The organism is Actinacidiphila bryophytorum, from assembly GCF_016916835.1.
GTDB lineage: Bacteria > Actinomycetota > Actinomycetes > Streptomycetales > Streptomycetaceae > Actinacidiphila > Actinacidiphila bryophytorum.
On the sequence record NZ_JAFFIX010000007.1, the window covers coordinates 229,717 to 241,807 of the forward strand.

Consider the following 12,091-nt stretch of genomic DNA (forward strand, 5'->3'; position numbering starts at 1 on the left):
CAGGTCGAGGACTCGACCCGAACTCCGCACGCTGCGTGACGGTATGGTGACAGTGCGGTGACGGTCGTACGGCACGATGCGCGACTGACCGCGGATCACGGAATCCGACGTCGAGCAGGGAGCGGGCATGGCAGAGAGCAAGGTCGTCGGCAGGCGGCCACTGGTGTTCACCGACGCCCACGGGGCGCAGGGCTTCGTCCCGCTGCAGGCCCTGGTCCTGGGGGACACGGGCCTCGAAGTCGACGCGACGTGGAGCGCGTCCTTCTCCGAGACCGACCGCCGCGCCCTGCTGGCGCTGGCGCGGGACGCCTGGAGTTCGGGCGAACTGGCCGCGTCTGCGGTCGCCGCGAAGTCGCCGGCGATCGTCTTCACAGCGGCCTGCGCGGGACCCGAGGGCAACGGCATCACCGTCGCGGTCACCAGAGTCGAGGACCCGGAGCCGGACCCCTCCCTTCCGCTGCACGCCGGGCTGACGCTGACGGTGAGTGAGAAGGACGAATACCCCGGACTGTCCAGCGCGGCGGACGCGGTGGCCCGCATCGGTGTCGACAAACCAGCCGCGGGCAGCAAGGACAGAGCAGGCAGCGGGCTGGTGCAGATCAAGGAGGGCAGCGCCGCCGCGGGGGATGGCCTGCCGAAGAGCGGTGCGCCCTTCACCGTCACCGCCGCAGCTCCCGTCAAGGTCAAGGGTGCTGACGGCACCACCGACTACTTCACCCTGGTCGTTCGCGAGGGACTGCCGGACCCCGGCGTCAAGGTCACCGTCACCGTCGACGCCGAGGCGAAGAAGTACTCGCTGACGGCCGAGTACACCTCGGGGGAGGTCTCGACCACCCTCGGGGCGCTCGGCGCACTCGACACAACGGCCGCGTCGATCGTCACGGCCCAGGCGCCGCCCGGTGGTTTGGCGATGCCCGCCGACACGCTCACCGCCCCCATCGCACTCTCCGGCGGCGCGACCGGGATCGCGGCCACCGGCACCGCCTACACCAGCTGACACCGCCCGCCGAGCCGAGGGAATCCGCTCATGCCAGTCACCCCCACCTATCCGGGCGTCTACGTCGAGGAGGTGCCCAGCACCTCCCACACCATCGCTGCCGCGCCCACGTCCGTGACGGTCTTCGTCGGCTACACCCACCCGTTCAAGACCCGGCCGGCCAACTACGGCCAGGCCGTGCAGATCTTCTCCTTCACGGACTACGAGCGGGAGTTCGGCGGCCTGTTCAGCACCGACTGGCTGGCCGACGACGTGGGGCGGGCCGTCTACGACTTCTTCCTCAACGGCGGCTCCATCGCCTACGTGGTCGCCCTGCGGCCCGGCACCCGGCAGCTCTCCGGCAAGACGACAGCCGAACTCGTCCCGCCGGCGCTCACTCTCGGCGGGACGGCAAGCGGGGCGAACGCAGGCGCGGGCATCACCTTCGTCGGCCGTGAACCGGTCGACGGCGCACACCGGTTGACGGTGGCCGTGACCAACCTCGCCGCCTCGCAGGAGTCCACACCGGCCGCATCGGCCACGAAGGACCTGGCCGACATCGTGATCAGCTACGGCTCACGGACCGAGACCTACCGGCGGGTCAGGATCAGCCCTCCCCCTGAGGACGCTGCCAACGGGCCGGAGGCGCGGATCGGCACTGCTGACAACCCCGTCTCGCAACTGGTCACGGTCGCCCCGGGCACCTCCTACCCGTCGGCCTGGCCGGCGGCGATCGCCCCGACACCGCTCGGCTCCGGGGTCCCGACCACGCCCTTCACCACGTACAACGCGGGTGACTTCACCGACGTCTTCGGCGCGGACCGGCCGCTGGACAAGGTCCCGGTCTTCAACCTGCTGCTGACACCGGGGATCTGGGACAACGCGGTGGTCTCCGCCGCCCTGGCCTTCGCCGAGCGCAAACGGGCCTTTGTGATCCTGGACGCGCCCGCCGACACCGTCGCGGACCCCGGCGGCTACATCGTGCCGAACGCGGTACCGCCGTACCCGCCGCTCATCGGCGAGGTGATGAGCGACGCGGTGGTCGGCCGGTCGATCCCCAAGAGCCAGAACGGCGCGCTGTACTTCCCCCGACTGCGCTCCACCGACCCGGACTCGGGCGACCCGGTCACCGTCTCACCGTCCGGGTTCGTCGCCGGGATGTACGCCCGCGAGGACGCCAACCGCGGTGTGTGGAAGGCGCCGGCCGGGCTCGAGACGGTGATCGCCGGTGCCACCGGTGTGGTCGCTTCCGGGCTGCTCAGCGACGCCCGGCACGGGACGCTCAACCCGATCGGGGTCAACTGCCTGCGCAGCTTCCCCGGCGTCGGCACCGTCGTCTTCGGCGCCCGCACCCTGGTGGCCGCCAATCCCGCCTTCCAGCAGTACCGGTACGTGCCGGTGCGGCGGACCGCCCTCTTCCTGGAGCAGTCCCTCGCCGCCGGCCTCACCTGGGTGATCTTCGAGCCCAACGACGAACCGCTGTGGGTGGCGATCCGCACCACGGTGGAGAACTTCATGCTCGGGCTGTTCAACCAGGGCGCCTTCCAGGGCCGGACGCCCAGCCAGGCCTTCCAGGTGCGCTGCGACGCCACCACGACGACCCCGGACGACCAGGCGAACGGCGTGGTCAACATCGTGCTCGCGTGGGCGCCGCTGAAGCCGGCCGAGTTCGTGGTCCTCAAGCTGGCCCAGCTGGCCGGCCAGCCCCAGTCCTAGGAGAGCCAGGTGTCCAAGCCCTTCACCGTCAACGTCAACCGGTTCGACCCGTACAAGACCTACCGCTTCCTGGTGTACCTCGGCACCAGCACCGCACCGGTGGCCGGTGTCAGCAAGGTCGGCGCGATCAAGCGCTCGGCCGACGTCATCGAGTACAAGGAGGGCGGCTACCCGATCATCCGCAAGGGCTTGGGTCGTCACAAGTACGACCCGATCACCATCGAACGCGGCGTCACCTTCGACGACGAGCTGGAGACGTGGGCCAACGCCGGGCAGCGGCTGGACAAGGGCGCCCCGGTGGCCTCGCTGGACCAACTGCGCAAGGAAGTGCGGATCGAACTGCTCAACGAGCAGGGCCAGCCCGTCCACCGCTACCTCATCCACCGGGCCTGGGTCTCGGAATTCCAGGCGCTGCCGGACCTGGACGCCGGAACCAACGCGGTCGCGATCGAGCACATCAAGATCGAGCACGAGGGCTGGGAGCACGACAGGACGCTGACCGAGGTCAAGGAGTTCTGACGCCATGCCGCTCACCCCGATCACCGGCCGCCGCATCCGCTGGCGCGAGGCCACGGGCCACGACGACCTGCTGCTCGTCGAGGGCGGGTCAGGGCTGGCCGTCGCCGTGGCCCTGATCGGCCGGCGGGCGGTCGCGGGATCCGCGGACGGCGCATGGGGCGACCGCGTCTCGCACGGCCCGGCAATGAGCGGCCAGGTGACGAACGGTCCGGCGGCGGCAGCGGAGGCCGGGGAACGCACCGCGGCGGGCGGCGGGTTGGCGGGGCCGGCCGCCAGTGGCGCCGGAAAGACCCAGGAGGGCGGCGGCGAGCCCTTCGACGCGTGGGCGCTGCCCGTCGGCGACGTGGACGCCTTGGTGGCCGACCTGCGCCGGGAGCGTCTTGGCGACCGGCTGGTGGCAGAAGCCGCCTGCCTGCGCTGCGCGGCGCGGATCGACATCGACTTCGGGCTGGCCGACTACGCCGGCCACCACCGCCCCCGGACCACACGCGCCGCGGTACCCGCCGAGGAGTCCGGCTGGTGGCGGCTGCGGAGCGCGCGGACCTGCTTCCGGCTGCCCACCGCGGGCGACGTGCTCGCCGCGGGCACGGGAGGGGACGGCCGCCGGGCACTGGTCGAAGCCTGCGTGCGCGGCGACCGCTCGGCGGGGCCGCTCCGCGCGGCCGAACGGGCCATGGCGGCGCTGGCGCCCACCCTGCGCAGCGAGGTCCAGGGCACCTGCCCGGAGTGCGGGGCCACGGTCGGCCTGGACGTGGACGTCAGGGAACTGTGCCTGGAGGAGCTGGTGTTCCTGGCCGGCGGCGTGCTCGACGAGGTGCACCTGCTGGCCTCGGCCTACCACTGGAGCGAGCGGGACATCCTCGGGATGACCAGCCGCCGCCGGGCAAGCTACGCCGAGCGCGTCCGCGCGTCCTGGTCCGCCGACACCGCCCAGGAGCTGATCGATGTCTGAGCGCGGCAGCGGATACCTCAGCGGCCTGACCCGGCAGGCCGCCCCGGAGCGGCGGGCCAGGGCGCCCTACCGTCCGGCCTGGGGCGCCGCCAACACGCCGGTACGGACCGGGTTCTCGCCCACCCGCACGCCCGCGGGTCCGCGCCGGGCCGGGACCGGGCCCGCACCCGCCGGGCCGAAGCCGGGTGAGAGCCGACGAGCCGCGGCGGCCCCGATGCCCGCTGACACCGGCAGGACCTCCGCACACCGGGCGGCGCCAGCCGTCAGCCCGCCGGCCCCGGCGGTGCCGGCGGACCGCACCCCGCGGCCGGCCGCCCCGCCGACCCCGCAAACCACCCGGCCGGAGGCCCCCGGCGCACCCCGGGCGGCCTCGACTCCGCTGATCCCCGCACCGGCGTCGCCGCCGCCGACGCCCGCCCCGCCCATGGCGCTTCCGGCACAGGAGCGGCCCCGCCCCGCGCCCGCGGCGCCACCCGTACCGGCGTCGCCGCACCAGCAGACCGGCGCCCGCAGCGCCCCGGCAGCTTCCGCGGCACCCCCTCCGGCCGGAAAGACCGGAAAGAAGCGCTCCGGCGGCACTCCCGCCACCGCAGGACCGACCGCCGCGGGGCACGTACGCGCGGTGCTGCCCCGGCTCCCCGAAGTGCCGCCCGGCAGGCCGGCGGTGACCAGGACGCCAGGTCCTGCCGTGCACATCGGCACCGTCGAGGTCCGCGTCGCGGCGCCCGTGCCGACACCCGTACCGGCACCGGCGCCGGGTCCGTCCGCGCCCGTGCGGGGCACGGCAGGGCAGCAGCGGCTGTACCGGCCCGCCGCCACCTTCGGTCTGGGACAGGGGTGACGCCGTGTACGACCTGTCCGTGGTGACCGACGCGCTGCGCCGGATCCTCATCGAGGCGCTGCAGGCCAGCCCCCTGACCGGCTTCTCCGTCGGGGTGTCGGGCCAGCACCCGCAGCAGCCGCCCACCGGCAACGACTGCGACCTGAACCTCTTCCTCTTCCACATCGCCGAGAACAGGTTCCTGAAGAACTCGTTCTGGAACCAGGCGTCGCTGACGGACCGGCCCGCGGGCGGCGGGCGCCACCAGCCGGTCTCGTACGAGCCGCTGTGCCTGGACCTGCGCTTCCTGGTGTCGGCGCAGTCGCAGGGCAGTTACGTCCAGGAGCAGCAGGTGATGAGTGTCGCGCTGCGCGCCCTGCACGACAACGCCACGATCCGGCTGACCGCGCCGACGGCGACGGGGCAGGCCGTCAGCGAGATGACGGTGGGGATGGAGGCGCCGAGCTGGGACGAGTTGAGCCGGCTGTGGCAGGCTCTCGGCGGCCCCTTGCGGATGACCGCGCAATACCGGGTGAGCGTCGCGCTCCTGACGCCCGACCGGCAGGCGGAGCCGCAGCCGCCCGTCACGGGCTGGCAACTGGTCGCCGACCCCGCCGACCCGTCGGCGCCCCGGCTCGACGGGACCAGCCGCCGCGTCACGTACAGCACCCAGGACGGAAGCTCGCGCGAATTCGACCGGACGCCCGCGACCGCGGGACCCGGACAGCTGGTCACCCTGCACGGGCGCGGCCTCGCGGAGGACGACGCTGTCTACCTGGTGACGCCGCAGGACGACGGCAGCGAGACCGAAACGGAGTTGGACGCGGCATGGAAGGTGCCGCACCCCGCATCGCCGCCGGCCGGCGCGGGCGTCGCACCCTTCCTGCTGCGTCCCCCCGCCGCCTGCCCGCCGCCCGGGCGCTACGGGCTGCGGGTCGGTCGGCAAGGCGCGCGGGACGGGCGGACACCCGCCGTACCGCTGCTGATCGCGCCCTGGCTCGACCCGGCGGGCGGGCCGCTGGTGGAGCCCGCGGGCGGCCTGTACGCGCTGCGGGCGCTGAACGTGCCAGCGGGCGCCGAAGTGCTGCTCGGGCGGACGGTGCTCGAACGCGTCGGGTCCGCCCCAGCCCCGGGGCAGTGGCAGCTCGACGGCGCCGCGCTGACCCTGCGTGCCCCCGCGGGACTTGCGCAGGGACGGCACCCGGTCAGGCTCCGCGCGGCCGGGGTCGAGGCGGACCCCGGGCTCTGGGCGGTGCAGCCGTGACCGCCGTCGCGCCCCCCACCCCGGCCTGGCTGCGCTGGGTCCGCCTCGCCGCTAGGACCCGGGTCGAGGAGGCGCGCTCCGCCTGGCGCGGCGGCTCGGGCGGGGTGCACGCGCAGATCGACGACATCACCGCCGACACGCCCTGGCCCGCCGGGACCGGCCGGGACGCCGACGTGCTCGCCGCCGCCCGCGCGGCCGCACTCGCCGACCCCGCCTTCGGCCGGCTGGTGCGCGAGTGCGGTCTCGGCGACCGGGAGTGCGAGTGGGTGGCGCTGCTCGCGGCCGTACAGGTCGATCCGCGCTGGGAGCGGCTGCTGGGGTACCTGGGCGACGACCTGCGCCCAGGGGCGGTCACGCCCGCGGCGGCTGCGCTGCTCTGGCGGTGGCCGCCCGGCACCCAGCCGGGTCCCGCGGGCGCCGCCGTCCGCTGGCTGCTGGCCGCACCGGCGGGCGCGCAGCCCTGGGCCGCGGCCTGCCCGTGGGGCGTCGACCCTGACGTGGTCGGGTATCTGTGCGGCACGCAGGACTGGTGGCGCTTCTGGGGCGGCCTCGACCTGCCGGGGGAGCCCGAGGCACACTGCCTCTTCCCCGAGCTGCTGGACGAGCTGCGTGCCGCCGCACTCGCCCTGACCGGTCAAGGGTGCGGCGTCGAGCTGGAGTTGACCGGCCCGCGCGGCAGCGGGCGGCGCACCCTGCTGGCCCAGCTGTGCCGGGACCTCGGCCTCCGCCCGCTGCTGGTGACCGACCCCGGCCTCGGCGTACGGGCGCTGCGCACGGCCAGGCTGCTGGACGCCGTACCGCTGGAAGCCCCCGAAGCAGAGGCGGAAGCGGAAGCCGGAGCAGCGGCCGTACGCCTGCTGCTGCGGGCCACGGGGGTGCGGGCCGGCTGCGACGGGCCGCCGGTCCGGCTCACCTGGCGGCTGCCCGGACTGGACCGGCGGTCCCGGCTGCTGCTCTGGTCGCGGGACACCGACCTGCCCGCCCCCGCCGCCGTGAGGGAGTGGACCATGACGCCCGGCGAGGTGCGGGCGGCCGCCGCGGCGGTGCCTGCCGGGCCGCGGGCCGTCACCGCCGTGGTCAGGCGCCGCCTCGGGGCCGTCTCCACGACGCTGCTCAACCCGGTGCACTGCCCCTACGGCTGGGAGGACCTGGTCGTCGCCGAGCCGGTACTCGAACAGCTCAAGGGCATCGAGAACCAGGTGCGGATGGCCGACGGGGTGCTGGACGAGTGGGGGTTCGGCCGCCTGACACCCGGCAGCCGCGGCACCACCGCCCTGCTGGCGGGGCCGAGCGGCACGGGCAAGACCATGGCGTCCCAGGTGCTGGCGCGTTCGCTGGGCCTCGATCTCTTCCGGGTGGACCTCGCCGAGGTGGTCAACAAGTACATCGGTGAGACCGAGAAGCGCCTCGCGCAGGTCTTCGACGAGTGCGAGCGCTGCGACGTGCTGCTGCTCTTCGACGAGGCCGACGCCCTCTTCGGGCAGCGCACCCGGGTGCGCGACGCCCACGACCGCTTCGCCAACATCGAGATCGACTACCTGCTGCAGCGCATGGAGTCCTTCGACGGCGTCGCCGTCCTGACCACCAACCGCAAGAGCGACCTCGACCCGGCCTTCCTGCGCCGGATCCGGGTGGTGGTGGACTTCCTCCCGCCCTCGCCCGAAGAGCGGCTGCGGCTGTGGGACTCGGCGGTGCCCGCCTTCGGAGCGGGCGGGGTGCCGGTCAGCGAGGACGTGGACCGGGCCTGGCTGGCGGCGGAACTCGACCTCACCGGCGCGGAGATCAAGTCGGTCGCGCTGTCGGCGGCCTTTCTCGCGCGCGGCCAGGGCCGGTTGATCACCACCGGCCACCTCCTGGACGCCGCCCGCCGGGAGTTGGCCAAGCGCGGAGCGGTGCTGCGGACGGAATCTCCGGCGCCGGCGCGTACCGGACAGGCGACGGTGCTGCTGACCGGACCGGCGGAGGTGGCGCGATGAGGGGAAGCGAAAGCGTGGCCGAGCAGCCGCAGCCGACACCTGCCGCAGGCCGGGGTCCGGCCGGCCCCCGGCTGTCGATCGGCCGGCTCACCCTGGACGTGCCCTGGATGAGCGAGCAGGACGCCCGGCAGCTCGCCGTGCTCGTCGCCGAGGCGCTGCGCCATGGCGCGACCGGGCGGCAGCCCCGCGCCACCGGACGGACGGACCGCGTCGGCGTGGACGTACCGCAGCCGCGCGCGGGCGGGACGGACCTGGCCGGGCCGATCGCCCGAGCCGTGCTGGACGCGCTGCTGAAGGAGCCGGTCTGATGGCGACGTATCTGCGGGGCGCGCTCATCGCCTTCACGCCCACCGCCCTGATCCCGCTGCCCAACATCATCGTCTTCCAGTACAACCCCGAGACGATGACCCACACCTGGACCCAGCAGCCGGTCTCCCCCGCCGGCGGTCAGGTCAAGGGCAATCCGCTGGCGGTGACGGGCCTGCCCGGCGAGGCGTTCGGCTTCACCCTCGCGATGGACTCCAACGACTCCATCGCGGACGGCAAGAAGGTCTCGGGGACGCTGGCGAAGGTCAGCGGGGTCGCCACCAGGCTGGCCGCCCTGGAGATGCTGGTCCGCCCGGCCGCGACCAAGGGCGGCACGCTGGTCGGCACGGTGACCGCGGGGCTGGCAGGCCTCGGCAAGAAGAAGGAACCGGCCGCCGAAGTGCCGGCCAACCGGCTGCCGGTCGTGCTCTTCGTCTGGGGACCCGGCCGGGTCGTGCCGGTCCGTGTGACGACGCTGACCATCACCGAGCGGCTCTACGACCCGCTGCTGAACCCCACCCATGCCGAGGCGCAGCTCGGCCTGCAGGTGCTCACCGGCGCCGACGTCACCGGGATCGGCGGCGGCCCGCTGGCGGCGGTCGCCAACGCGGCGGACGTCTACACCGACAGCCTGCGCGAGGTCCTCGCCCTCGCCAACCTCGCCAACGCCACCGAGTCGGTGATCGGGATGGTGCCGCACTGAACCCGGACACAAGCCGCGCCAGACGCGACACCGAGCCCGGACACGAGCCGCGCAGACGCCGGACGACGCCGGAACCGCACCGAAAAGGAAGCGGAAAGCCCCAGGCCCGCTGGGACACCGCAAAGGAGGAGTCCATGTTCCACCCCGGAAGCCGCTACGCGGACGCGGGCACGTACCAGGTCACCCGCCCCGGCGGGGCCGTGGTCACCGCGACCCGGCTGCCGCTGCCGCCGACCGCGCCCGCCGTACTGGGCTGGCAGCGGCGTGCCGACGGCGAGCGGCTCGACCTGCTCGCCGCGCACTTCCTGGGGGACCCGACCGCCTCGTGGGCGTTCGGCTTCGCCAACGCCTCGATGGTGCTCGACGCGCTGGCCGCCCGCCCCCTGGTCGCCGTGCCCCGAGCGGTCTGAGGCAGGGCCGCACGGATGTCCACCTACCAGCTCTTCCTCAACGGCACCGCGGTCGACGCGGCCTTCTACGACGCGGTCTCGACGCTGGAGGTCGAGGAGAACGCGCTGCTGCCCGACGCCCTGCGCCTGGTGCTGCCGGTCACCGCGGACAAGGGGGAGCTGACCCGCGTCGCCGAGGACCGGCTCGGGCCGTTCGCCAACGTGGCGGTCGTGGCGACCCCGGACGACGCGCCGCCGCAGTGCATCTTCGACGGCTACGTCCTGTCCCACAAGGTGCAGCTGCACGCGGGCGTCACGTCCTCCTCCGTCGAAATCTGGGCGCAGGACGCCTCGGTGCTGATGCGCCGTGAGGAGCACGTACGGGAGTGGCGGGGCATGACGGACGGAGCTGTGGCCGGGCAGGTCTTCGACACCTACGACTTCACGTCGGCGCCGGAGAACACCAAGGACGACTCGCCCGCGCACACCGAGGACGGCCACACGCTGATGCAGCGCGGCTGCGACCTGGACTTCCTGCGCCGCCTCGCCCGCCGTTCCGGCCGCTGGTGCCGGGTGGTCTGCGGCGGCGAACCGGGGAAGTACACCGGCTACTTCGCGGTGCCCGACCTGTCGGGCGACCCGGTGGCCACGATCCATCTCAACGACCCGCGGCTCGCCCAGGTCGCCGCGCTGGACTTCCACTGGGACGCCTCCCGCCCGACCAGTGTGGCCGCCCGGCAGGCGGCACTTGCCGACCCCGACCCGGGCGGGGTGGTGGCGGACACCGCAGACAGCGGCCTGCCGCTGCTCGGGCCGCGCGGCCTGCGCGCTTTCGCGGGCCGGGAGACCAAGGTGCTGCTGACCGCACCGGGCGACGACGCGCAACTGCCGGGGCGGGCGCGGGCGCTGCTGCGCGAGGCGGGCTGGTTCACCGGCTGCGAAGGGGTGGCGGACATGGCCAGGCTCAAGTGGGTGCTGCGGGTCGGGCAGGTGGTCGGGGTGGCCGGGGTCGGCTCGCTGCTGTCGGGCCGCTACCTGGTCACCGGTGTGCGGCACGCGATCTCGGCGCAGAACCACACGATGGCCTTCACCCTTGCGGGCAACGCGATCGGCGCGCCCGCACCCTCCGGCGGCGGCCTCCTCGCGGCGGTGGCTCTGTGAGCGCGAAGCGGTCCGCGCGCCCGGCACGGTCCGCGCGCCCGGCACGGCAGGTGGCGCCATGAGCTTCCCCATGGACCGCGAGCTGCTGCAGGACCTCGCCGACGCGCTGCGGAACCGCTTCTACGGCAAATACCGCGGCACGGTGACCGAGGTGGACGCGGCCACCCTGCGGATCAGGGCGACCGTGCCCGCGGTGCTCGGCGCGACCCCGACCGGCTGGTGCCTGCCCTGCGTGCCGTACGCCGGTCCCGACGTCGGGATGTTCTTCGTGCCCGACGTCGGGGCGGCGGTGTGGATCGAGTTCGAGGGCGGGGACGTCTCGCTGCCGGTCTGGGTGGGCTGCTTCTGGCGGTCGGGCGAGCTGCCGGCGGACGCCTCGCCCGCGGTGCGCGGGATCGTCACCGGCGCACCGCACCGGCTGCTGTTCGACGACGACTCGGCCGAGGTGACGCTGGCCGACGCGAACGACAACACCGTCAGCCTGGACGCGTCCGGCGTCACCCAGGCGCGGGGGTCGCAGAAGGTCGTGCTGAGCGACTCGTCGGTGAGCTTCAACGACGGTGCCATGGAGGTGAGCTGAGTTGGGCGGCCTGCTGACCACGGACTCCGTGCTGACCTGCCCGCACGGCGGGCAGGTCAGTGCGATCCCGTCGCTGGGGAGGGTCCGGCTCGGCAATGCGCCGGTGGTGCTGGCCACGGACACCTTCCTGGTGTCGGGGTGCGCCTTCACACCGGTCGTACTGCATCCGTGCGTGCTGATCTCATGGCAGGCCCCCGCGACGCGCAGCAGTTCCACCGCGGCCGCCGCGCTGACGTTCGACAGCGTCGGCTTCTGCCTCGCGGCGGACGGCGCGGTGCAGGGCAGTGTGCTGATCCATGCGGCCGACACCGCCGTCGAGGGGCTGTGAGCGGCATGCGGCGCGACGATCCCGCCTTCCCCTTCCGCGTCATCGCGGGCTCCCACCGGCCGCAGTCGGCCGACTATCCGGCGCATGTCGACCAGTTGCTGCGGCAACTGCTGCTGACCGACCCGGGCGAGCGGGTGTGCCTGCCCGAATTCGGCTGCGGGCTGCGCCGGCTGGTCTTCGCCCCGCAGTCCGAGGCGCTGGAGGCGACGGTGCGCATGCAGGTCACGCACGGGGTGCAGAGCTGGCTCGCCGACCAGGTGCAGCTGACGGGCGTGGCCGTGCAGGCCGGGGCGAGTGCTGACGCCTCCCTCGGCCTGGCCGAGGGCGAGCTGCTGGTCTCGCTGGAGTACGTGCTGGTGGACACGGGCGGCCCGCGCCGCCTCGACGTGAAGGTGCCCTGA

14 protein-coding genes are annotated in these 12,091 nt (G+C 73.9%); all 14 read left to right on the top strand.

Translation table 11 applies throughout. The features are described from left to right. Positions 1 to 127 precede the first annotated feature (127 nt). The 14 genes from JT723_RS13415 (at position 128) to JT723_RS13480 (ending at position 12,091) form a co-directional block, all read left to right on the top strand. Positions 128 to 997 (top strand): hypothetical protein, encoded by an 870-nt coding sequence (locus JT723_RS13415; RefSeq protein WP_205044789.1) that lies wholly within the window; start codon positions 128 to 130, stop codon positions 995 to 997. 30 nt (positions 998 to 1,027) lie between these two features. After that, on the top strand, positions 1,028 to 2,692 hold the full coding sequence (locus JT723_RS13420; protein ID WP_205044790.1) for a phage tail sheath family protein: 1,665 nt from the start codon (positions 1,028 to 1,030) through the stop codon (positions 2,690 to 2,692). Positions 2,693 to 2,701: 9 nt separating this feature from the next. Further along, positions 2,702 to 3,211, top strand: a complete 510-nt coding sequence (locus JT723_RS13425; RefSeq protein ID WP_205044791.1) for a phage tail protein — start codon at positions 2,702 to 2,704, stop codon at positions 3,209 to 3,211. Between the two features lie 4 nt (positions 3,212 to 3,215). Beyond that, positions 3,216 to 4,163 carry a hypothetical protein gene (locus JT723_RS13430; protein ID WP_205044792.1) on the top strand — a complete coding sequence of 316 codons (948 nt, stop codon included), beginning with the start codon at positions 3,216 to 3,218 and terminating at the stop codon, positions 4,161 to 4,163. Beyond that, positions 4,156 to 5,004 (top strand): hypothetical protein, encoded by an 849-nt coding sequence (locus JT723_RS13435; RefSeq protein ID WP_205044793.1) that lies wholly within the window; start codon positions 4,156 to 4,158, stop codon positions 5,002 to 5,004. Before JT723_RS13430 ends, JT723_RS13435 begins: the two co-directional genes overlap by 8 nt. A 4-nt stretch (positions 5,005 to 5,008) precedes the next feature. Then, positions 5,009 to 6,247: a Pvc16 family protein gene (locus tag JT723_RS13440; protein WP_205044794.1), complete on the top strand. Its 1,239-nt coding sequence runs from the start codon at positions 5,009 to 5,011 to the stop codon at positions 6,245 to 6,247. Beyond that, positions 6,244 to 8,223 (top strand): ATP-binding protein, encoded by a 1,980-nt coding sequence (locus JT723_RS36125; protein WP_251513574.1) that lies wholly within the window; start codon positions 6,244 to 6,246, stop codon positions 8,221 to 8,223. The genes JT723_RS13440 and JT723_RS36125 overlap by 4 nt, the downstream gene beginning before the upstream one ends. Beyond that, positions 8,220 to 8,531: a hypothetical protein gene (locus JT723_RS13450; RefSeq protein WP_205044795.1), complete on the top strand. Its 312-nt coding sequence runs from the start codon at positions 8,220 to 8,222 to the stop codon at positions 8,529 to 8,531. Before JT723_RS36125 ends, JT723_RS13450 begins: the two co-directional genes overlap by 4 nt. After that, on the top strand, positions 8,531 to 9,232 hold the full coding sequence (locus JT723_RS13455) for a hypothetical protein (RefSeq protein WP_205044796.1): 702 nt from the start codon (positions 8,531 to 8,533) through the stop codon (positions 9,230 to 9,232). The genes JT723_RS13450 and JT723_RS13455 overlap by 1 nt, the downstream gene beginning before the upstream one ends. 134 nt (positions 9,233 to 9,366) lie before the next feature. Next, on the top strand, positions 9,367 to 9,642 hold the full coding sequence (locus JT723_RS13460; protein WP_205044797.1) for a hypothetical protein: 276 nt from the start codon (positions 9,367 to 9,369) through the stop codon (positions 9,640 to 9,642). Positions 9,643 to 9,657: 15 nt separating this feature from the next. Next, on the top strand, positions 9,658 to 10,782 hold the full coding sequence (locus tag JT723_RS13465) for a type VI secretion system Vgr family protein (protein WP_205044798.1): 1,125 nt from the start codon (positions 9,658 to 9,660) through the stop codon (positions 10,780 to 10,782). Positions 10,783 to 10,840: 58 nt separating this feature from the next. After that, on the top strand, positions 10,841 to 11,362 hold the full coding sequence (locus JT723_RS13470; protein ID WP_205044799.1) for a phage baseplate assembly protein V: 522 nt from the start codon (positions 10,841 to 10,843) through the stop codon (positions 11,360 to 11,362). A gap of 1 nt (position 11,363) precedes the next feature. Further along, positions 11,364 to 11,690, top strand: coding sequence for a hypothetical protein (locus JT723_RS13475; protein WP_205044800.1), 327 nt, complete (start codon positions 11,364 to 11,366; stop codon positions 11,688 to 11,690). Positions 11,691 to 11,695: 5 nt separating this feature from the next. Beyond that, a complete protein-coding gene (locus JT723_RS13480; RefSeq protein WP_205044801.1) occupies positions 11,696 to 12,091 on the top strand; it encodes a GPW/gp25 family protein in 396 nt (131 codons plus the stop codon).

Coding starts and splice junctions, on each gene's coding strand:
- JT723_RS13415 (WP_205044789.1), top strand. CDS start 128: ATGGCAGAGAGCAAGGTCGTCGGCAGGCGGCCACTGGTGTTCACCGAC.
- JT723_RS13420 (WP_205044790.1), top strand. CDS start 1,028: ATGCCAGTCACCCCCACCTATCCGGGCGTCTACGTCGAGGAGGTGCCC.
- JT723_RS13430 (WP_205044792.1), top strand. CDS start 3,216: ATGCCGCTCACCCCGATCACCGGCCGCCGCATCCGCTGGCGCGAGGCC.
- JT723_RS13435 (WP_205044793.1), top strand. CDS start 4,156: ATGTCTGAGCGCGGCAGCGGATACCTCAGCGGCCTGACCCGGCAGGCC.
- JT723_RS13450 (WP_205044795.1), top strand. CDS start 8,220: ATGAGGGGAAGCGAAAGCGTGGCCGAGCAGCCGCAGCCGACACCTGCC.
- JT723_RS13455 (WP_205044796.1), top strand. CDS start 8,531: ATGGCGACGTATCTGCGGGGCGCGCTCATCGCCTTCACGCCCACCGCC.
- JT723_RS13460 (WP_205044797.1), top strand. CDS start 9,367: ATGTTCCACCCCGGAAGCCGCTACGCGGACGCGGGCACGTACCAGGTC.
- JT723_RS13465 (WP_205044798.1), top strand. CDS start 9,658: ATGTCCACCTACCAGCTCTTCCTCAACGGCACCGCGGTCGACGCGGCC.
- JT723_RS13470 (WP_205044799.1), top strand. CDS start 10,841: ATGAGCTTCCCCATGGACCGCGAGCTGCTGCAGGACCTCGCCGACGCG.
- JT723_RS13480 (WP_205044801.1), top strand. CDS start 11,696: ATGCGGCGCGACGATCCCGCCTTCCCCTTCCGCGTCATCGCGGGCTCC.